18 protein-coding genes are annotated in these 19740 nt (G+C 63.7%); 4 read left to right on the forward strand and 14 right to left on the reverse strand.

What is annotated here, in order from left to right; all coding sequences use genetic code 11:
• Window positions 1-273: 273 nt before the first annotated feature.
• From RA26_RS03880 to RA26_RS03925, 10 genes are all read right to left on the reverse strand, one after another.
• A complete protein-coding gene (locus tag RA26_RS03880) occupies window positions 274-1398 on the reverse strand; it encodes a mandelate racemase/muconate lactonizing enzyme family protein (protein WP_039180212.1) in 1125 nt (374 codons plus the stop codon).
• Window positions 1395-2489, reverse strand: coding sequence for an alcohol dehydrogenase family protein (locus tag RA26_RS03885; RefSeq protein ID WP_039180216.1), 1095 nt, complete (start codon window positions 2487-2489; stop codon window positions 1395-1397). Before RA26_RS03885 ends, RA26_RS03880 begins: the two co-directional genes overlap by 4 nt.
• A gap of 96 nt (window positions 2490-2585) precedes the next feature.
• Window positions 2586-2825 carry a hypothetical protein gene (locus RA26_RS03890; protein ID WP_039180219.1) on the reverse strand — a complete coding sequence of 80 codons (240 nt, stop codon included), beginning with the start codon at window positions 2823-2825 and terminating at the stop codon, window positions 2586-2588.
• Window positions 2826-2828: 3 nt separating this feature from the next.
• Window positions 2829-4280: an aldehyde dehydrogenase family protein gene (locus tag RA26_RS03895; RefSeq protein ID WP_039180220.1), complete on the reverse strand. Its 1452-nt coding sequence runs from the start codon at window positions 4278-4280 to the stop codon at window positions 2829-2831.
• On the reverse strand, window positions 4277-5431 hold the full coding sequence (locus tag RA26_RS03900; RefSeq protein ID WP_039180223.1) for an aromatic ring-hydroxylating oxygenase subunit alpha: 1155 nt from the start codon (window positions 5429-5431) through the stop codon (window positions 4277-4279). The genes RA26_RS03895 and RA26_RS03900 overlap by 4 nt, the downstream gene beginning before the upstream one ends.
• A 96-nt stretch (window positions 5432-5527) precedes the next feature.
• Window positions 5528-6442: a LysR substrate-binding domain-containing protein gene (locus RA26_RS03905; RefSeq protein ID WP_039180226.1), complete on the reverse strand. Its 915-nt coding sequence runs from the start codon at window positions 6440-6442 to the stop codon at window positions 5528-5530.
• A 169-nt stretch (window positions 6443-6611) separates the two neighbouring features.
• Complete coding sequence (locus RA26_RS03910) at window positions 6612-7562, reverse strand: GlxA family transcriptional regulator (protein ID WP_039180229.1); 951 nt, start codon at window positions 7560-7562, stop codon at window positions 6612-6614.
• 73 nt (window positions 7563-7635) lie between these two features.
• Window positions 7636-8625 carry a glycine betaine/L-proline ABC transporter substrate-binding protein ProX gene (gene proX / locus RA26_RS03915; RefSeq protein ID WP_039180232.1) on the reverse strand — a complete coding sequence of 330 codons (990 nt, stop codon included), beginning with the start codon at window positions 8623-8625 and terminating at the stop codon, window positions 7636-7638.
• 52 nt (window positions 8626-8677) lie between these two features.
• Window positions 8678-9613, reverse strand: a complete 936-nt coding sequence (locus RA26_RS03920; RefSeq protein ID WP_039180235.1) for an ABC transporter permease — start codon at window positions 9611-9613, stop codon at window positions 8678-8680.
• Window positions 9614-9625: 12 nt separating this feature from the next.
• The gene (locus RA26_RS03925; RefSeq protein ID WP_052272301.1) at window positions 9626-10708 is read right to left on the reverse strand and encodes a quaternary amine ABC transporter ATP-binding protein; all 1083 of its coding nucleotides are present in this window, start codon (window positions 10706-10708) and stop codon (window positions 9626-9628) included.
• Window positions 10709-10869: 161 nt separating this feature from the next.
• Between RA26_RS03925 and RA26_RS03930 the strand changes: the two genes are divergently transcribed.
• The 4 genes from RA26_RS03930 to RA26_RS03945 are packed head-to-tail and all read left to right on the forward strand — an operon-like array spanning window position 10870 to window position 15345.
• The gene (locus tag RA26_RS03930) at window positions 10870-11580 is read left to right on the forward strand and encodes a GntR family transcriptional regulator (protein WP_039180238.1); all 711 of its coding nucleotides are present in this window, start codon (window positions 10870-10872) and stop codon (window positions 11578-11580) included.
• 7 nt (window positions 11581-11587) lie between these two features.
• On the forward strand, window positions 11588-12505 hold the full coding sequence (locus tag RA26_RS03935; protein ID WP_039180241.1) for a dihydrodipicolinate synthase family protein: 918 nt from the start codon (window positions 11588-11590) through the stop codon (window positions 12503-12505).
• Window positions 12506-12508: 3 nt separating this feature from the next.
• Window positions 12509-14008, forward strand: a complete 1500-nt coding sequence (locus RA26_RS03940; RefSeq protein ID WP_039180244.1) for an aldehyde dehydrogenase — start codon at window positions 12509-12511, stop codon at window positions 14006-14008.
• Window positions 14005-15345 carry an NAD(P)/FAD-dependent oxidoreductase gene (locus RA26_RS03945; protein WP_039180247.1) on the forward strand — a complete coding sequence of 447 codons (1341 nt, stop codon included), beginning with the start codon at window positions 14005-14007 and terminating at the stop codon, window positions 15343-15345. The genes RA26_RS03940 and RA26_RS03945 overlap by 4 nt, the downstream gene beginning before the upstream one ends.
• 97 nt (window positions 15346-15442) lie before the next feature.
• Here RA26_RS03945 and RA26_RS03950 read toward each other — a convergent pair whose 3' ends face one another.
• From RA26_RS03950 to RA26_RS03965, 4 genes are all read right to left on the reverse strand, one after another.
• Window positions 15443-16177: an SDR family NAD(P)-dependent oxidoreductase gene (locus RA26_RS03950; protein WP_039180250.1), complete on the reverse strand. Its 735-nt coding sequence runs from the start codon at window positions 16175-16177 to the stop codon at window positions 15443-15445.
• Window positions 16174-16908 (reverse strand): SDR family NAD(P)-dependent oxidoreductase, encoded by a 735-nt coding sequence (locus tag RA26_RS03955; protein WP_039180253.1) that lies wholly within the window; start codon window positions 16906-16908, stop codon window positions 16174-16176. Before RA26_RS03955 ends, RA26_RS03950 begins: the two co-directional genes overlap by 4 nt.
• 16 nt (window positions 16909-16924) lie before the next feature.
• Window positions 16925-18028, reverse strand: coding sequence for a mandelate racemase/muconate lactonizing enzyme family protein (locus RA26_RS03960; RefSeq protein WP_039180256.1), 1104 nt, complete (start codon window positions 18026-18028; stop codon window positions 16925-16927).
• A gap of 65 nt (window positions 18029-18093) precedes the next feature.
• Window positions 18094-19650, reverse strand: coding sequence for a trimethylamine methyltransferase family protein (locus tag RA26_RS03965; protein ID WP_039180259.1), 1557 nt, complete (start codon window positions 19648-19650; stop codon window positions 18094-18096).
• Window positions 19651-19740 lie beyond the last annotated feature (90 nt).

The following is a 19740-nucleotide window of genomic DNA, read 5'->3' on the forward strand; positions in this document are numbered from 1 at the left end:
CGCCGTTTTCCGCACATCCGCACAGCCTGTCCTGATTTCCGGCGCACTCGAATCAAATTCGGCACCGAATGGCAAGGCTGTGCCCCTGCCTGTTTCCCGATTTCCTGTGTACTGCGCGCTTTTATCAAACTGTTGGCGCTCACGGGTCTTGAGAAACCGTCAAAGCGGACAGGCGGAAACGGCAACCCATTCCCGCGGGCGCTGCCACGGCGGGCCAGTCTGCCTTTCAGTCTCAACACGCGGTTGAAACTGATTCTACCAAATACTGCGTATTCAGGCTTCCCAAACGGCCAGCGGCGCGCCCATCAGGTCCCGGTCGACAGTGATCCCCAGCCCCGGTGCATCCGGAACCAGCACGCCGCCGTCCTGCACCGGTGCGTCGAACTCTGCCGTTTTCAGCGTCACCATATCGCGGCAGTCCAGAATGCAACGCAGGGACCTCTCCGGCACCGTGGCGCCCAGATGGGCGATGGCAGAGAACGCCACGACGGATCCAACAGTATCCTGCACGCTGACCGTGGCACCCGACGCCAGGCACATGTCCCGGTGCCGCCGCCCATGGGTCAGCCCGCCCGCCTTGGAGATCTTGAGGCCGATGCCGTCCGCCACGTCCTCTGCCAGCATCAGGGCGATGTCCTCATCCTGCTGGACCAGCTCATCCAGGATGATCGGTACTGTACAGCGCTTGCGCAGCGACATGGTCTCGCGCCAGGTCTTGCATGGTGCCTCCAGCACAAAATCCAGCCCCTCGGGCAGCATCCGCAGCATCCGCAGCGCGGTTTCCGGCGTCAGCCCGCCGTTGGCATCAACCAGAAAGAACTCTCCCGGCTGGCGGTCGGCCAAGGACGCGCGGATGCGCTCGGCATCCAGGGCCGGGCCGCCCTCGCCGTCCAGCGCACCGATCTTCACCGAATGACCCAGATAGCCCATCGCGCGGTGCTGCGCGACGCGGGCGCGCATGTCCTCGGGACTGCCTGCGTAGATCGAGGAGATTACCGGCAGGCGTTTGCCGGTGGAGCCGCCCAGCAGCTCGCAGACCGGCAGGTTCACCGATTTGCCGAACAGGTCCCAGCAGGCCAGATCAATTGCCGACTTGGCGTGGTTGTGGCCCAGCAGCGCCTCATCCATCGCCTCGTTAATCCGATCCATCTGCCGCGGGTCGCGGCCCAACAGATACGGCGCAATCTCGGCAATCCCGGCCCGCACACCCAGGGCATGCGCTGCGATATAGGTGGAACCGAAGGGCGTGCTTTCGCCCCAGCCCTCCAGCCCGGTATCTGTGGTGATGCGCACAAAGGACGCATCAAAGCTGCGGTATTCCCGCCCGCCCGACAGGGTGTAGACGCCGCCGGAATAAGGCAGGTCCAGCTGATAAAGCTCGATCTTCCTGATCTTCATGGCTGGACCTCGGGGATCATCAGAACCAGCTTGCCGGTGTGCTTCTTGCTCAGGAAGTCCTCCTGCGCGGCGGCGATCTCAGCCAGCGGATAGGTCTTGGCGACCAGCGGGCGGATTTCGCCTGCCTCGATGTAGGAAATCAGATTGGCGAACACCTCATCCTCCTGAAAGGTGCAGCCCATCAGGGTCAGATCCTTGAGGTAGAGCGTGCGCACGTCGATCTCTGAAATCGGCCCGGCGATGGCGCCGGCGGTGGTGTAACGCCCGCCCCGGCGCAGCACGTCCAGGAACGATGGCCACTGCGGACCCGCGACCAGATCGACCACCACGTCGATGGAACCTTCGCCCAGTTCCTTGACCAGATTGGCGTTGCGGTCGACCACGCGGTCGGCACCAAGCGCCAGCACTTCATCTGTCTTGGCGGCGGAAGAAAGCGCAATCACGGTTGCGCCGCGGCGTTTCGCCAGCTGCACGGCGGCGGAGCCCACGCCGCCGGATGCGCCGGAGATCAGCACGGTTTCCGCGCCCAGCCCCACCCGATGCAGCATGTTTTCAGCCGTGGAATAGGCGCAGGGGATCGAGGCCAGCTCTGCATCGGACCAATCGCAGGTCACCGCATGGGTTTCGCGCGCAGGCGCCACCGCAAACTGGGCAAAGCCGCCGTCGCATTCGCTGCCGAAGGTCCAGCATTCATAGGGGCGGTAGTCCACATAGGTCCGCAGCATATTGCGCACCAGAACCCGCTCGCCGATGCGGGATGAGTCGACGCCCTCCCCCACCGCTGCGATGCGGCCGCAGGCATCCGCACCTTGGATGCGCGGAAACTCCAGCGGCTTGCCGGACCAGCTGGCGTCATCGTCGTTGACACTGTCGAACCCCGAGGCACCGCCCGCATTGGTGTCCGCGTTCACCGCCTTGGAATACCAGCCGATTCGGGTGTTGATATCGGTGTTGTTGATGCCCGCTGCCGCCACGCGGATCAGCACTTCACCCGGTCCGGGCTGCGGTACCGGCACGTCGGTGCGGTAGTCCAGTTTGTCGATGCCGCCGTGGCCGGTCAGCAGAACCGCTGCCATTTTAGTTGGAATCATGCCCGCACCTCCCCTTCTGGAATTAGATTGGCCGGCCCTCCCCTGCCGGCCAAAACAGGCTGATGCCCCATCGGGGCCACCGGCCTGAATCTTGCATCACAGCTCCAGCGGATGCGCGCGGCCGCGCTCCGCCAGGCGGCGGTTCAGCTCTTTCGCCTCCGGCAGCCCGGCCTCCAGCGCAAAGACAAAGGCGTGGGTCAGGTAGAAACAGGCCGCATCAATATTGCCCGCCTCCTCCGCCTGATCACCGGCCAGCGTGTAGAGCCGGACCAGCTCCGCGCTGTCCTTGTCCTCATGCGCTTTCAGCAGCGCGTGGTCGAGCTCTGCGCGCTCCATGCCTCAGCCCTTCAGCGAAATCGCGATGTTCTTGGTGCGCACGTAGTTATAGAGCGCCTCCAAGCCTTTCTCGCGCCCGAAACCGGACTTGCCGACACCGCCGAAGGGGGTGGAAATGCCGCCCGCGAACCATTCATTTACAAACACCTGCCCCGCCCGCAGACGGTTCGCCACCCGGTGCGCCCGCGCCAGATCGCGGGTGAAGACACCGGCCACCAGCCCGAACTCGGTGCCGTTCGCCATGGCGATTGCCTCAGCTTCGGTGTCGAAGGGGGTAAAGCAGGTGACGGGTCCAAAGATCTCCTCCTGCGCGACGCGGGACGCGGGGTCCACATCCGCCAGAATGGTCGGCGCCATGAAATAGCCCTCGCGCTCCAGCCGGGCACCGCCCGAGGCCGCCCGCGCGCCGCTTTGGCGGGCGGTGGCGGTCAGGGTTTCGATCCCGTCCAGCTGGCGGGCAGAGATCACCGGCGTGAGGCCAGGGTTTTCCAGCCCGTGTCCGACGCTGAGGCCGTTTGCCAGCGCTGCGGCGCGCTCCACCGCTTCGTCGTAGATCGAGCGGTGCACCAGCACCCGCGACATGGCGGAGCAGACCTGACCCGCGTTGTAGAAAATGCCGCTTTGCAGGGAGGACATAAGCGTGTCCAGATTGGCGTCCTCAAACGCGACCGCGGCGGATTTGCCGCCCAGTTCCATCAGCGCAGGCGTCACCGGATTGGCGGCAGCACGCAGGATGGCCTGGCCGGTCGGGACCGAGCCGGTGAAGACGATCTGGTCGACGGCGGAGCTTTCCACCAGCCGCGCGCCGAGTTCCGAGCCGATGCCGTTCAGGATCGACACCGTCCCCGCGGGGACCTCCGCGCGTTCCAGCGCCACGCCCAGCATTGCCAGCGCCATCGGGTCCAGTTCCGGCGATTTGATGATCACCGAATTTCCCGCGGCCATCGCGGGCGCCAGCGAGCGCGCCGCAATCGACACCGGGAAGTTCCACGGCACGATCTGGGCAGAAACGCCATAGGGCTCATAGACCGTATAGTCGGCATAATCCGGGCCAAGCGGGATCGACTTGCCTTCGATCTTGTCGGCCATGCCGCCGTAATATTCGAAATACTGCGCGGCCTCTTCAAACTCGTCATGCGCCGCGCTGAGGCTCTTGCCGCTTTCCCGGCACAGCAGATCCGCGCCCTCATCGGCAATACCGCGGATCTCCGCCGCGATGCGCTGCATCAGCTGGCCGCGCTTGGCGGGCTTCATCGCGGCCAGATCGCCGCGTTCGAAACTGGCCCGCGCCGCTTCCAGCGCTTTCGCCAGGGTTTCCTCACCCGCCAGCGCGCAGTCGCCCGCGTGGCTGCCGTTGCCCGGATCCTCGACGGCCATGCGCGCACCGCCGTCGCCTTCGACCCATTCGCCGGCCAGGAAATTCCTGGCCAGCCCGTCTTTCAGGAAAGAACTCATGCCTCGCGGCCCTTGGTCACCTGATCGGCCACCCAGGCGTGGAAATTATGGGTCGGTCCGTCCATCGCCGGGGAGAAGCGCCCGCCGTCGAACAGCTCGCCATGGCGGCCCTTCTGCATGCCCTCGACAACAAAGACGTCTTCCTCGAACACAGTCTTCCACAGTTTCGCGTTCTCGGTGCGCAGGGCTTCCAGCTCCGGGGTCTCGTCCGGGGTCTTGGCGTAGTAGAGCTCGATATGCTCGACGGTGTTCTCAGTGTCGACCGGCTCCAGGATGATCGCAAACGCATGGTCACGCTGCACGCCCAAGAGAACGTTTGGATAAACGGCAGTGTATTCGCCGCCCTCATCCCACTTGCTGCTGAGGCCCTCGAAATCCGGGAACACCTCGCCGTTCTCGCCCTTCAACTGGCGGTAAACCAGGGTGCCCTGGCCGGAGTACTTGCCCGGCACCTCGATGTTGTAATGGTCCTCCAGCCGGGAATAGCTGTTGAGACCCGGATGCACCCAAGGCAGGTGGTAGCTCTCGCAGTAGTTCTCAACCGCCAGTTTCCAGTTGGTTTTGACTTCCAGTTTGAAACCGGAGTCCTCGCCGCCGTGATGAACCGGCGTTTCGAATTCCTTCCAGCGCTCCAGCAGGTCGGCGTGGGCCTCTTCAAACTCCGGCGCGGTGCCGTCAACGTTGACGAACACCACGTCGCGCCAGACGTAGGAGCGGATGCGCACCAGGCCCAGCTCGTCCAGCTTGATGTCTTCATGCTTGTTGTTGCCGGGGCCGCCCACATGCGGGGTGGAGACCAGACGGCCATCGAGACCATAGCACCAGCTGTGATAGGCACAGCGGATGGCGCCGCGGATCTTGCCCGCCTTCTCAACCAGGATCATGCCGCGGTGGCGGCAGGTGTTCTGGAACACACCGACTTCACCGTCCTTGTCGCGAACGATCAGCAGCGGCATGCCCAGGAAATTCACCGGCTTCGCATAACCCGGCTCCGGCACGTCCTTGCCAAAGCCGATGCCCGACCAGTTCGCAAACAGCACCGAGCGTTTTTCTTCGGCAAAAACAGCAGGGTCGATGTAATGGGCGTTCGGCAGGCCGTTGGCAACGTTGACCGGAGCCATCACCGGGGCAAGCGAGTCATGCTTGTTCATCTGGGGTCTCTCCATGGCAGGAAAAAGATGTGCGCGTTTTGCGCCATTGAAGGGAGAGAGCAGATTAACTCAATATCAGGAATTTTCGCCCTGAGGTTAGCTGAACTCATCCGAGCTTCGATTGACCTCGTCAATGACCCAATTACGAAGCAAACGGGCGGATTCCGACAGTTCCGCATCCGGCCGGCCTACCAGATGGAACCCGTGCGGCGCCGCCAGAACATGCGGGCCGATCGGCACCAGTTGGCGGCTGGTCAGCAGGGGGTGCAGCAGCCGCTGCCAGCCCAGCACCAGCCCCACTCCGTCCTGTGCAGCCTGCAAAGCCACCGCGTAGTTGTTGACCCGCACGCCCGGCGCGATGGGGCCGTCATAGCCTAGCTGCTGAAACCAGTCGGCCCAGGTGGTCCAGCTTTTGTCATCCGAGTCCAGATGCAACAGCCGCTCCTGCGCCAGAACCTCCAGCGGACGGCCGGTGAGCTTGTCCGCCAGCTCTGCATTGCCGACCGGCACCAGGTGGTCGCGGTACAGTTCTGTCTGTTCCAGCTGGGTATCCCGTTCACGCCCGTAGCGAATATAAAAATCCACGTCCGGCATGCTGCGCAGGGGCCGGTCGTTGACGATCTGGTTGACGTTCACATCCGGGTGCCTGCCCCAGAACCGCACCACCGAGGGCGACAGCCACAGCGACGCAACGGCGGAAGTGGAGCCGATGGTAACAGTATCCCCGGTCTGCCGGTCGCGGATGGTCTTGAGGCTGAGCGAGATTTTTGAAAACGACGAGGCCAGGGATTCAAAAAGCGCCTCACCTTCTTCGGTCAGCTCAACGCCCCGGTGCTTGCGCTGGAACAGCGGCGCCTGCAGCTCTGCCTCCAGCGCCTTGACCTGGTGGCTGACCGCGCCGGGGGTCACCGACAGTTCCTGCGCGGCATTCTTGAAGCTCAGATGCCGGGCCGCGGCCTCAAAAGCCACAAGGGTGGTGAGCGGCGGCAGGTTATAGTGGCGGCGGGACATACTGCGGCTCCTGGCAAGCGGCTCGGATGAGCGGTCTTCATTTCAATATGAGGAAAACATCTTTGAAGGCCAGACCGGAAATTTCAGGCGCCCGCCGTTTTTCCACGGGAAAAACGGCCATGAAAAATCGATTTTTCATGGCCGGAAACTGCGCCGGTTTCCGGCAGCCTCACCCAATCCGCCCGCGCTGCAGCATCGGCGTCACGTTAAAGGCCGCCTTGTATACTCTTGAGAAATGCCCCGGGCTGTCGAACCCGCAGCTGAGCGCCACATCCGTGACTGACGCCTCAGTCTGAATCAGCAGGTTGCGGGCCCGCTCCAGCCGCATTTCCATCGAATACTTCTTGGGTGAGGTGTTGAGGTACTTTCCGAACAGCCGCTCCAACTGGCGTGTCGAGATACCGATCTCATCTGCAATGCGGGCAGGGGAGATGGGATCGCTGATGTGGTCGTGCATCATCTGGATGGCGCGGGCCAGGTGCGCGTTGCGCATGCCGTTGCGCGATTGCAGAGAGACCTTCTGTTCAGCCGTGGCATTGCGCACTGCGTTATAGACCATCTGATCCGCCACCGCGACCGCCAGGTCATAGCCGTGCGCACGCTCGATCAGGTGCAGCATCAGATCCGCCGTGGCGGTGCCGCCGGAGGCGGTGACGTGCTTTTCGTCGGCCACAAACACACTGCGCACCAGGTTCACCTCCGGGAACGCCTCCATGAAACTGTCGTGGTACTCCCAGTGGATCGCCGCCTGCATCCCGTTCAGGAACCCGGCCTCTGCCAGCACCCAAGCACCGGAGCACAGCGCTCCCACCGCAACACCGCGCGCCTTTTCCCGCCTCAATGCGGCCAGCAGCGGTTTGGTCACATGGTTGCGCATATGGATGCCTGACAGGGCAAACAGCCGGTCGCTTTTCGGAGTCGCATCAAACCCGTAATGCACCAGCGTCACCGAACCATTAGAGCAAGTCGCAGTCTCGCCGTTTTCCGATCCGAACGACCATTCGTACAAGGCCTCGCCGCTGACAAGGTTGGCGATCCGCAGCGGCTCGACCGCGCAGGAAAACGCCAGATGCGAGAACTCCTCCACCAGGAGAAAGGCAAAATGCTGTGTCTTGGTCATGGCTTGCCTCAGATAAGACGGGCTGCGCGAGGGGGTTGCCCCGCGCAGCCCGGTGGCATGGGTTTAGCTGTTATTATTCCGCTGCAGCACGGGCCGCGTCCAGCCAGCTGTCGTAAGTTTCGCGATTGGCATCGATCCATGCGTCCACGTGGCGGTCGATGTCGTCCGAGCCGTCCTCGCCATCGGCGATCAGCTTGTTCTGGGCCGAGATGTCGTTGATGTCGATCTTGGCCAGCTCGAACAGCTTAGCCGCGGCTGGGTTGGCGGCCAGAAACTCGTCCGTTGCAACGATGCGGATGCTGTCCACGGCAAAACCCAGGTCCTTTCCGTTGAAGGTGGTTTCCGCAGCGGCGCCATCGGGCAGCGAGGAGTAAGGCACGGCGAGGAATTCGACATTTTCACCTGGAACCAGCACGCCGGATACCCAGTACGGGGTCCAAGTGTAGTAGAGCACGTTCTCGCCGCCCTCGTTGCGGGCGATGGTGTCAGCGATGATGGCGTTGTACTCACCCTGGTTGTGGTTGACGGTCTCGCGAAGACCGAATTCGTCCAGCTGATGCTCGATCACGCGCTCGCAGCCCCAGCCGGGGACGCAGCCCGCCAGATCCGCCTTGCCGTCGCCATCGGCGTCAAACATCGCGGCCTTGGCCGGGTCTTTCAGGTCACCCAGGTTCTGCACGCCCGCGTCATAGGCGACCTTGTTGACCAGATAGCCCTGCAGGGCGCCGTCGATCAGGGTGCCGACCTTCTCCAGTACCGCGTCACCACCGGATTCCTCGAAGAAGGTGTTGTGCAGGCCGTTCCAATGCACCGCGGTGAAGTCCGCGTCACCGGTGCCCAGGGCCAGGTGCAGGGTCTGGGCCTGAACCTCCTCCGGCTCGGCCACGTCATAGCCCAGATCCTGCAGCGCCCGGAACAGGATCCGGTGCTGGAAGATCTCTTCGGCAATCGGCTGGATCACCGGGCGCACCGTGACGCCTTCGCCGGGTTTGTCCGCTGCCAGGGCGGCGCCTGCCAGCATAGTCGAGGCTGCCAACGCAGCCAGAGCGGTTTTCCTGAACATATGTAAGTCCTCCCTTGGGTATTCAGATGAAAGAGAAAGCCAGGTCTTGCCCTCAGGCCTTACCCGTCAGGCGCAGCACCGCGCCGACCGGGCCGCCCTGCCACCAGTGGCGGTGGCCGCGCTCGCGGCCGGACTGGCCCATGCCTTGGGTGATGCGGTCCAGCACAATGGCCAGAATCACGATGCCGAGGCCGCCAACCAGCGCCTTGCCGGCATCCAAGCGGCCCATGGCGCGCAGCACCTCGTTGCCCAGCCCCTTGACCGAGATCATCGAGGCGATCACCACCATCGACAGTGACAGCATGATGGTCTGGTTGACGCCGGCCAGAATGGTCGGCGTGGCCAGCGGCAGCTCAACCTTGAACAGGATCTGGCGCGGGCTGGCGCCAAAGGCGCGCGCAGCCTCCACCACCGAGGCATTGACGCCGCGGATGCCCAGCGAAGTCAGGCGGATCAGCGGCGGCAGCGCAAAGATCACGGTGACAATCACGCCGGAGACGTTGCCGATGCCGATCAGCATGACCACCGGCACCAGGTACACAAAAGCCGGAATGGTCTGCATGGTGTCCAGCACCGGGCGGATAGCGGCCTCGAAGCGGTCGTTCTTGCCGGCCAGCACCCCCAAGGGCAGGCCGATGATGAAACTCATGACCACAGCCGAGACCACGATGGCGAGGGTGGTCATCGCCAGCCCCCAGGCGTTTGGCGACAGAAAGCCAAGCGCAACCATGCTGACGCCGACCAGGATCGCCACCCGGCGGCCCGCGGCCTGCCAGGCGATCAGCACCAGCAGCGCCAGCATGATTAGCGGTGGCACCGCGTTGAGCGCGGTGTCGATGCCGACGATCATCTCGTTGAAGAATTTCTTCACCGGCTGGATCAGCGCGCGGTTGGCAATTGCCCACTGCTTGACCCCGTCCGCCGATTCCGCCAGCCCAAGGTCAACCGCCGAAAACGGGTCGAGGATGCTGAATTCTGTGTCTGCCATGGTCGTGCCTCCTCAGTGCTTCAGGCCGGCGGCGTCTGCGACATCGCCCTGGATGCCGCGCAGCAGGGCGTTCTTGGTCACCACCCCGATGGTGCGGCCATCCGCCTTGACCAGCACCGGGTGCTGGGTCTGGACCGACAGGTTCACCAGATCGTCGAGCGACTGGCCGGGATGCGCCTCGGGCCAACCGTCCTTGTTGGCGGGGCCGTTCATCTGCTCGTACTGCTCGACCGGGGTCATGATCTTGGCAGCTGAAATCAGCTCCAGCTTGGATATGCCCGCGACGAAGTCGGCGACGTAATCGTCGGCGGGGTTGGTCACGATGTCCTCCGGCGTGCCGACCTGCACCAGCGCGCCGTCCTTCATGATGGCGATGCGGTCGCCGATGCGGATCGCCTCGTCCAGGTCGTGGGTGATGAACAGCGTGGTCTTCTTCATCTCTGCCGACAGCGACATGAATTTGTCCTGCAGCTGGCGGCGGATGAGCGGGTCGAGCGCCGAGAAGGGTTCGTCCATCAAAAGAATCGAGGGATCGGCTGCAATCGCGCGGGCCAGCCCGACGCGCTGCTGCATGCCGCCCGAGAGTTCATCGGGGTATTTCTGATCCCAGCCGTTCAGATCCACGGCATCAATCGCGCGCATGGCGTTGTCGCGGCGTTCCTTGGGATCGTGGCCGCGCACTTCCTGGCTGAAGGAGACATTCTCCAGCACGGTGCGGTGCGGCATCAGCGCCATGTTCTGGAACACCATGCCGATTTTCTCCGCCCGCACCTCGCGCAGATCCTTGGCGGACAGCTGGTTGACGTCCTGACCTTCGATAAACAGCTGGCCTGATGTGGGTTCGATCAGCCGGTTCACATGGCGAATCAAGGTCGATTTGCCAGAGCCGGACAGCCCCATGATGCAGAAGATCTCGCCGCGGCCGACGCTGAATGTGGCATCCTGCACCCCCACCACACAGTCAAAGCGGTCGCGCACCTCAAGCTTGCCAAGCCCCCGTTCCTGAACGGCTTTCATCGCTTCATCCGCGCGGCGGCCAAAGATCTTCCACAGATTGCGGCAGTCGATCACGGCTTCGTCTGCTTGCGTCGTCACCTGTTCCCCTCCTCCAGAAAACTTTCCTGGCATACAGCATATTTTTTCTCTGTACACAAATTGTATTTTCTCATAACACAAAATGAGCAATCAGGTTGCACAGACCTGTGCCGCCGGGCCATCCTGCCGGCACAGGTTCAGATGCAACGATGGAGACTGAGATGAAGGACGCGTCCAAAAACAGGAAAGCAGAGCTTTATGGCCAACTGAAAACGGCCATCATGACGCTTGCCCTGCGGCCGGGCGCCGATCTCGACGAATCGAAGCTGTCGGAGGAATTCCAGCTGTCCCGCACCCCGCTGCGCGAGGTGTTGCGCCAGCTGGCAGGCGAGGGCTATGTCGATCTGCGGGAAAACCGCGGCGCGCGGGTCAGCGAGATGTCGCACATGACCTTGCGGGATTTCTTCCTAGCGGCGCCGATGATCTACGGCGCGGTGCTGCAGCTGGCGGCCAAGAACGCCACTGAAGTGCAGATCGCGGAGCTGAAGGCGGCGCAGGAGGATTTCAAGGCGGCGCTGCGTACGGGCTCCGGCGCTGACCGGGCAATGGCCAACAACCGCTTTCACGAGATCACCGGCGAGATGGCCGACAACATCTATCTCACCCCGTCCTTCCAGCGGCTGCTGATCGATCATGCCCGCATCGGCATGACCTTCTACCGCCCCCAGGACCGCCAGATGGCGGAAAACCTGGGCGAGGCCAGCGCCCAGCACGACGCCATCATCGCCGCTATCGAAGCAGGCGACGAGGCGGCGGCGGGCCAGCTGGCAATTGACCATTGGAACCTGTCGCGCGACCAGATTGAGCTGTTCGTCATGCCCGCCGGGCTTGACGTGCCGCTGGGAACGGTGGCGCGCATAACCCCTGCATGAGGATGACATGACCCCGATTTTCCGGTTTGAGGGGATATACACCCCTGTGGTGACCCCACATTTCGAAGACGGCTGCGTCAATTGGGACGCGCTGGCTGAGGTGATCGAATACCTGGTTGAGAACGGCGTGCACGGACTGATCTCCGGCGGCTCCACTGGCGAGAACTATGCCCAGACCGTGGAAGAGCGCATCGCGCTGGCCCGCTTCACCCATGAACGGCTTGGGGGCCGCCTGCCGCTGGTGGTGGGTACCGGCGCCATGCTGACCAGCGACTCCATTGCGCTGGCCGAGGGCGCCAAGGAAATCGGTGCCGATGCGATCCTGCTGGCCTCGCCCCCCTACTCGGTGCCGACCGACCGCGAAAACGCGTTGAACGCGCTGGCCATCGACAAGGCCGCAGATCTGCCGGTGATGCTCTACAACTACCCGCACCGCACCGGCACCATGATGGGCGAGGAGTTCCTCGACCGCGTCGGCCGTTCCCGCAACTTCTGCGGCATCAAGGAAAGCTCCGGCGATATCAACCGGGTGCACCTGTTGGCCCGCGACTATCCGCATATCCAGCTGGGCTGCGGCATGGACGATCAGGCGCTGGAATTCTTTGCCTGGGGCGCGCCCTTCTGGGTCTGCGGCGGCTCGAACTTCCTGCCCCGCGAACACGTTGCGCTCTATAATGCCTGCGTGATCGAGGGCAATTTTGCCAAGGGCCGCCGCATCATGTCGGCAATGATGCCGCTGATGCGGGTCTTGGAGCAGGGCGGCAAGTTCATCCAGACCATCAAGCACGGCGTCACCATGAACGGCATCGAGGCCGGCGCCATGCGCGCGCCGCTGAAGGGGCTGAACAAGGACGACAAACGCGCGCTGGAACAAGTCGTGCGGGTGCTGAAACAGAAAATCGCAGATATCGAGGCGGAGGGTTAAGGAATGACTTTGCTTACTCAGGACGAATATAAATCCATCGCCGCCAATCTGGACCTGCCCGCGGGCGCGTTCATCGACGGCAAGTTCTGCCCGGCCGCGTCCGGCAAGACCTTCGAAACCGTCAACCCGGCCACCGGCGAGAAACTGGCCGATATCGCGGCCTGCGGTGCCGCGGACGTTGATGTCGCGGTCGAAAAAGCCCGCGAGGCGTTCGACGACGGCCGCTGGTCGAAACTGCACCCGTCGGAGCGCAAGGACGTGCTGATCCGGCTGTGCAAGCTGATGACCCGCAACGCCCATGAGCTGGCGGTGATGGAGAGCCTGGATTCCGGCAAGACCATCTATGACTGCGAAACCGTGGACGTGCCGGAGACCATCCACTGCCTGAAATGGCACGCGGAGGCGATCGACAAAATCTATGATCAGGTCTCCCCGGCTTCGGATGATCACATCGCCATGGTGGTACGTGAGCCCATCGGTGTGGTCGGCCTGGTGCTGCCCTGGAACTTCCCGCTCTTGATGCTGGCCTGGAAGATCGGCCCGGCGCTGGCCGCAGGCTGCTCGGTGGTGGTGAAACCGGCTGCGGAAACCACCCTGACCGCGCTGCGCGTTGCCGAGCTGGCGATGGAAGCCGGCCTGCCCCGCGGCGTGCTGAATATTGTGCCAGGCGGCGGTGCCGAGGTGGGCGAGCCCATCGGCCGCCACATGGATATCGACATGGTGTCCTTCACCGGCTCCACCGTGACCGGCAAGCGCTTCCTCTCCTACTCAGCCGAGAGCAACGCCAAGGAAGTCGTGCTGGAGATGGGCGGCAAGAACCCGGCCATTGTGATGGACGACGCCGAGAACCTGGACCGCGTGGCCCAGCACATCGTCAACGGAGCGTTCTGGAACATGGGCGAGAACTGCTCCGCCTCCTCCCGCCTGATCGTGCACAAGGACGTCAAGGCTGAGCTGCTGGAGCGCATCACCCATCACGCCAAGGCGTGGAACATCGGCGATCCGCTGGATCCAGAGGTCCGTATGGGCGCGCTGGTGTCCCAGGCGCATTTCGACAAGGTTTGCGGCTACCTGAAACAGGCTGACAACGTGGTTCTGGGCGGCAAGGCGCAGGGCGGCGCCTTTGTCGAGGCCACGGTCGTCGAGGTGCCGGGCAATGACGCCACGCTGGCGCGCGAGGAGATCTTCGGCCCCGTCCTGTCGGTGATTGAGGTCTCCGGTTTCGACGAAGCAATCCAGATCGCCAATGACACCCAGTACGGACTTTGCGCGTCGATCTTCACTGCCAACGCCAAGCGCGCCATCCGCGGCGCCCGCGCCATCCGGGCGGGCACGGTGACCGTGAACAGCTTTGGCGAGGGCGACATCACCACCCCCTTCGGCGGCTACAAACAGTCGGGCTTTGGGGGCCGCGACAACTCGGTTCACGCCCACGACCAGTACACCCAGCTGAAAACCATCTGGATCGACTTGGCCGACGACGCAGACGAGGCCGTGGATTGAGCGCCTACACTGCCAAACGCCTGCCCCGGCAGACCGGCGCGGCGGGATGGAATGCCATCCTGCCGCCGCAGGACGCGCTGCCGGTGCTGGAAAGTGATCTGACCGCCGATGTGACCATCATCGGCGGCGGATTTGCGGGCCTCTCCGCCGCCCGCCGCCTGCACCAGCTGGACCCTTCTCTGAAGGTGGCGCTGCTGGAGGCCGGGCGCTTCGCCGAAAGCTCCGCCGGGCGCAATTCCGGTTTCATGATCGACCTGCCGCATGATCTGGCCTCCGACAACTACGCCGGATCGGGGCTGGAGGCAGACAAGGCCGCGATTGCGTTTAACCGCAAGGCCATCCGGTTCGCCAAGGGCGTGGCGGAGGACTGCGCCCTGCCGCAGGAGATGTTCGACCCCGCAGGCAAGATCAACGCCGCCGCGACCAAGGCCGGCGACCAGCACAACCGCGATTTCGCCGCCCATCTGCAGCGGCTGGACGAGCCGCATCAGCTGCTGAGCCAGCAGGACATGCAGGAGCGCACCGGCAGCCCGCACTACACCTCCGGCCTCTATGCGCCCGGAACGGTGATGATCCAGCCCGCAGCCTATATCCGCGCCCTGTCGGCGCATCTGGCAGGCCGGATCAGCGTCTTTGAAAACACGCCGGCCACCGCGTTTGAAAAACAGGCGGATGGCTGGCGCGTCAGCACCCCAATGGGGCGCATCAGCACTGGCAAAATTATCCTCGCCAACAACGGCCACCTGGAAAGCTTCGGCTTCTACCAGCGCCGCCTGATGCACATCTGCCTTTATGCTTCGATGACTGAGCGGCTGACGCCAGAGCAGATCAAACGGCTGGGCGGCACACCGCGCTGGTCGGTCACGCCTGCGGACCCGATGGGCACCTCCGTGCGGCGGATCTCAGGCTCCTATGGCGACCGCATCCTGGTCCGCAGCTGCTCCAGCTTTCACCCCACCATTGAGACCAGCGAAATGCGCCTGCGCAACGCAGGATGGGTGCAGGACCGCAAGTTCAGAGAACGCTTCCCGCAGCTGGATGGAGTCCAGATGGAACATCGCTGGGCCGGGATGCTCTGCCTCAGCCGCAATGGTTCCGCCGCTTTCGGAGAGCTGGACCAGGGCGTCTATTCCGCCTGCTGCCAGAACGGCCTCGGCATCGCCCGCGGCACCTTGCAGGGCATGGGCATTGCCGAATTGGTTCTACAGGGGGGATCACAGATCGCCAGCCATTTCCTGGCCCAGCCGCTGCCGCCCAAACTGCCGCCGGAACCCTTTGCATCGCTTGGCGCCAATACCTACCTGATGTGGAAGGAATGGCGGTCCGGCAAGGAATAGCAGGTTGAGGGTGCGCGGCCCGCGGCCTGCGGCCTCCCCCGGGATATTTTCAGCCAGATGAAGAGGGATCCGGGCCTTGGAGGCCCGTTTTTTGTGCTCAGGGCAGGCTCAGCTTGGCCATGCGACCGCCGTCCACGGTATAGACTTGGCCGGTGATGAAGCCGGCATCCTCTGACGCCAGGAAGGCCACCAGCGCCGCCACTTCGTCCGGCTTGCCGGTGCGCGCCACCGGGTGAATGCCGGCAATATCGCGGCGGAAGGCCTCCGGGTCCGGCATCCCCTCAATGAAATCAATGTTCAGTTCGGTGTCGATCCAGCCCGGCGCCACCGCGTTGCAGCGGATGCCCTCGTGGCCGTGATCCACCGCCACCGCGCGGGTCAGGCCGTGCAGCCCCGCCTTTGAGGCGCAATAAGCCGCGTGGCCCGGATTGCTGCCCAGCCCTTCGATAGAGCCTGTGTTGACGATGCTGCCCTTTGTTTTCCGCAGGAAAGGCAGCGCGGCCTGGATCATCAGGAAGGGGGCGGTGAGGTTCACGGTCAGGTTGCGCTGCCAATCGGCCAGGGTCATCTCCTCAACCCGCGCCTCCTGCATCATGCCCGCGTTATTCACCAGCACATCAAGGCCCCCTGCCCTGCTGGCAATCTCTGCCACCACCTGCGCAGGGCTGTCCGGATCGGTGAAATCCGCCGGGATCGCCTCGAACTCCGCATCCGAGCCACGCTGCGCTGTGAATACACGCGCGCCCTCGTCCCGCAGCCGCCGGGCAATTGCCAGACCGATACCGCTTCGCCCGCCAGTGACCAGCGCAACCTTGCCCTGAAACCGCGTCATGACACCGGTTTCCCGCCATTGACCTCAACCAGCGCACCGCACATGTAGCGCGCCGCGTCCGAGGCCAGGAACATCACCACATCGGCGATATCCTCCGGCTCGGCAATCCGCCCCAGCGGCACGCTCCTGCCCAGTTCTGCCACCGCACTGTCCGGGTCAAAGCCGCGCTTGGCGAACCCGGTCCGCAGCATCGGCGTGTTCACCTCATTCGGGCAGACCGCATTGATGCGGATGCCCTGATGGGCGTGATCCATTCCCATGCATTGCGTCAGCGAAGCAATTGCCGCCTTGGTCATGCAGTAAAGCGCGTGGTCCGGCCCCGGCGCCTTGCCGCCCCAGCAGGAGGCTGTGTTGACGATGGCGCCACCGCCGGTTTCTGCCATCAGCGGGATTGCAGCGCGGCAGATGCGGAACGGCGCCTCGACATTCACGCCCATCGACAGCGCCCAGTCCGCGTCCGAGGTTTCGGTCACCGGGCCGCGGGTGATGACGCCTGCGTTGTTGATCACGATATCGAGGCCGCCAAGGGCCTCTGCTGCTGCCCGCGGCAAGGCATTGGCATAATCCGCATCCAGAAGATCGCCCGGCAGATGCGCCTCGGCCTCAATTGCGCTGGTGTCGCGGTCGGCCACCGCCACCTTGGTGCCCGCGGCCCGCAGGCGCTGAACGATCGAAGCGCCGATGCCGCCCGCCGCGCCGGTGACCAGCGCGCATTTTCCTTGGAATTCCATGATCTTCTTCTCTCTCTTAGAAGGACGCAACCGGAGCACCGAACAGGCTGTCATCCGGCCTGATGCCCAGGCCCGGCCCTTGCGGCACGCTGATATGGCCGCTCTCGATGCGGATGCCGTTCCCGGTGTCGTAATTTCCCTCGATATACGGCGCCGCCAGCCAGACCCCTTCCAGCAGACCCGGCTTCACAGTTGCGCCGATGTGAGCGCAGGCGGCGGCGATAATGTCGCCGCCCCAACTGTCGTCGCAGGTATGCGGCAGGTTGCGGGCCTCGCAGATGTCGCGGAAGGCGCGCATCGGATGCAGCCCGCCGATGCGGGTGACTTTCATGCCGAAACCATCGACCAGACCGGTGCCGGCCGCGGTGATCACCGTGTTCAGGCTGGTGCTGTTTTCATCCATATAAATGCCATGGCTGACCTGCGGGCGGATTTTCTGAAGATCTTCCAGCGTGTTGCAGGGCTGCTCCATGATAAAGGGAACATCCGGGCATTCCCGGCTGACGCGCAGTGCATCCCGCGTGGTCCAGCCCCGGTTGCCATCCACCGCCAGCCGCATGCCGGAGCCGCGAACCACTTCCCAGACCTTGCGGATGGTCTCGATGTCCAGTTCCACCGGGCGGCCGCCAACCTTGATCTGCAGGCGCCGATAGCCCTCCCCCAGTTTGTCTGCCGCGAGGCGCGCAATATCGTCCGGGGCGCCGACGCCGGTGGCGTAGTAGGACGGCACGCGGTCCGTAGCTGCGCCGCCCAAGAGGGTTGAGACGCTGACACCCAAGTGCTTGCCGAGCAGGTCATGGGCAGCGATGTCGATGGCGGCCTTGGCGTAGTTGTGGCCATTCAACAGCCCGTCCATCCGGCGGTGCAGGGTCGCGGGCGCCACGTCCGCTCCGATCAGCCCCTCGGCCATCGCAATCAGCGCCGCCCGGGCGCCGCCGGCATGGGCTTCTGCATATGTCGGACCAACCGGACAGGTCTCGCCCCAGCCGGTCTGCCCGTTGTCCGCCACCAGTTTCACCAGGGTCGTGTCCAGCGCCCAGACCTCTGCATTGGCCATCGTGTAGGGGCCGTTCTTCACCGGCAGATCGTGCTGATAGATGTGGATTTCCGCGATTTTCATGTTCTGTGCCCTGTGGAAAAAAGGCCCGCCCATCTTCGTTGGGGCGGGCCAGTCGGGGAGGAAACTTAGTAGCTCTGATTCAGCTCATCCGCCGCGGGGATTTCCCGCTCGCGCCGGGCGATATAGTCCAGCAGCTCTTCATTCTTGGCTTCATCCAGCTTCGGCTCCTGGTATTCCGCCAGAAGCTTCTTGGCTCGGGTCAGGGCGCGTTCGGTGATTTCGACGCTGCCCTCGGCCTGCCATTGCTCGATCGAGTTGTTGTCGAACAGCTCCGGCATGAAGAACGCCTCCTGGAAGTTCTCCTGCGTATGCGGGTGGCCCAGGTAGTGGCCGCCGGGGCCGACATCCGGCACCGCGGCAATGGCCTGGTCGAAATCGTGCCACTTGGGGCCTTCTGCCATCCGGTAAGCCATCGAGCATTGCTCGGCATCGACGATGAATTTTGCAACCGAGCAATGCATCCCGGCTTCGTTCCAGCCCGCCGAGTGCCAGATATAGTTGGCGCCAGCATGCATGACCGCCGAGAGCGTCGTCGCCGATTCATATCCCGCCTGCGCATCGAACGTCTTGGCCCCGCCCAGGGTGTTGGAGGTCCGCCACGGCACATCGTAATAGCGCGCCATCTGGCCGATCATGAAGTTCATCAGCGAAATCTCTGGGGTGCCCGCCATCGGGGCGCCGGATTTCATGCTGACAGTCGACAGGTAATGGCCATAGATCGCCGGGGTGCCCGGGTTGCAGACCTGGGTATATGCCAGCGCCGACAGCGCCTCTGCGTTCAGCTGCGCCACCGAGGCCGCGACAGAAGCCGGGGTATTGGCACCGCCCAGCACAAACGGCGAGCACAGCACCGGCTGGCGGCGCGCACCGAAGGCGCGCATGGCACCCAGCATGGTTTCATCCCAGACCAGCGGCGAGTTGCCATTGCAGTTGCCGGTGGTTACGGGATTGTTCATGATGAATTCTTCCCCGAACAGGATGGCGCACATATCCATCACGTCCTCGGCGTTCTTGGGGCTGGTGGTCATGCCCATGAACGTTTTGTCGGAGTATTTCATCGACGAATAGGTGATGCGCAGATGCCGCTGGCTGATCGGGTGGTCATAGGGTTCCACGATGTGGTGCGCCGAGGAATGCATCGCCGGCATCATATGCGCCAGCTTGTGGAACATCGCCAGGTCTTCCAGCATCGGGTTGCGGCGCACATCGTCCAGGTCGCGCAGGAACGGCGCGCCGGTCATCGGCACAAAGATCGAATGCTTGCCGCCCAGGCGCACGTTCTTTTTCGGATCACGCGCGTGATAAGTGAAATCGCTGGGAATGGTCTTGATCCGTTCCCGCACCAGGCCGCGGTCGAGATAGACCAGCTCGCCCACGACCTTGGCGCCGGCGCGCTTCCAGTCTTCCAGCGCGATGGGGTCGCGGAACTGGACGCCGACGTTTTCCAGAATGTCCATCGACGCATTGTCGATCTTTTCGACCTGGGCGGCGTCCATCACCTCGCACAGCGGGATGTTGCGGGTGAGTCCCGGCAGCATGTCGAACTTAGGGGCGGTGCGCAGGGCGCGGCGGGCGTTGCGGCCGCCGGAGCGTGCGCGGGTGGCAGTGGCTTGCTCAGTCATGGGCAGAGGTCTCCTTTGACAGTGAGTTTCACCCAATGAATCGGGTTTCACCTGCAGGATTGCGAAATCCGGTTGCAGAAACCGACACTC

Source organism: Leisingera sp. ANG-M7 (assembly GCF_000813965.1).
Lineage (GTDB): Bacteria > Pseudomonadota > Alphaproteobacteria > Rhodobacterales > Rhodobacteraceae > Leisingera.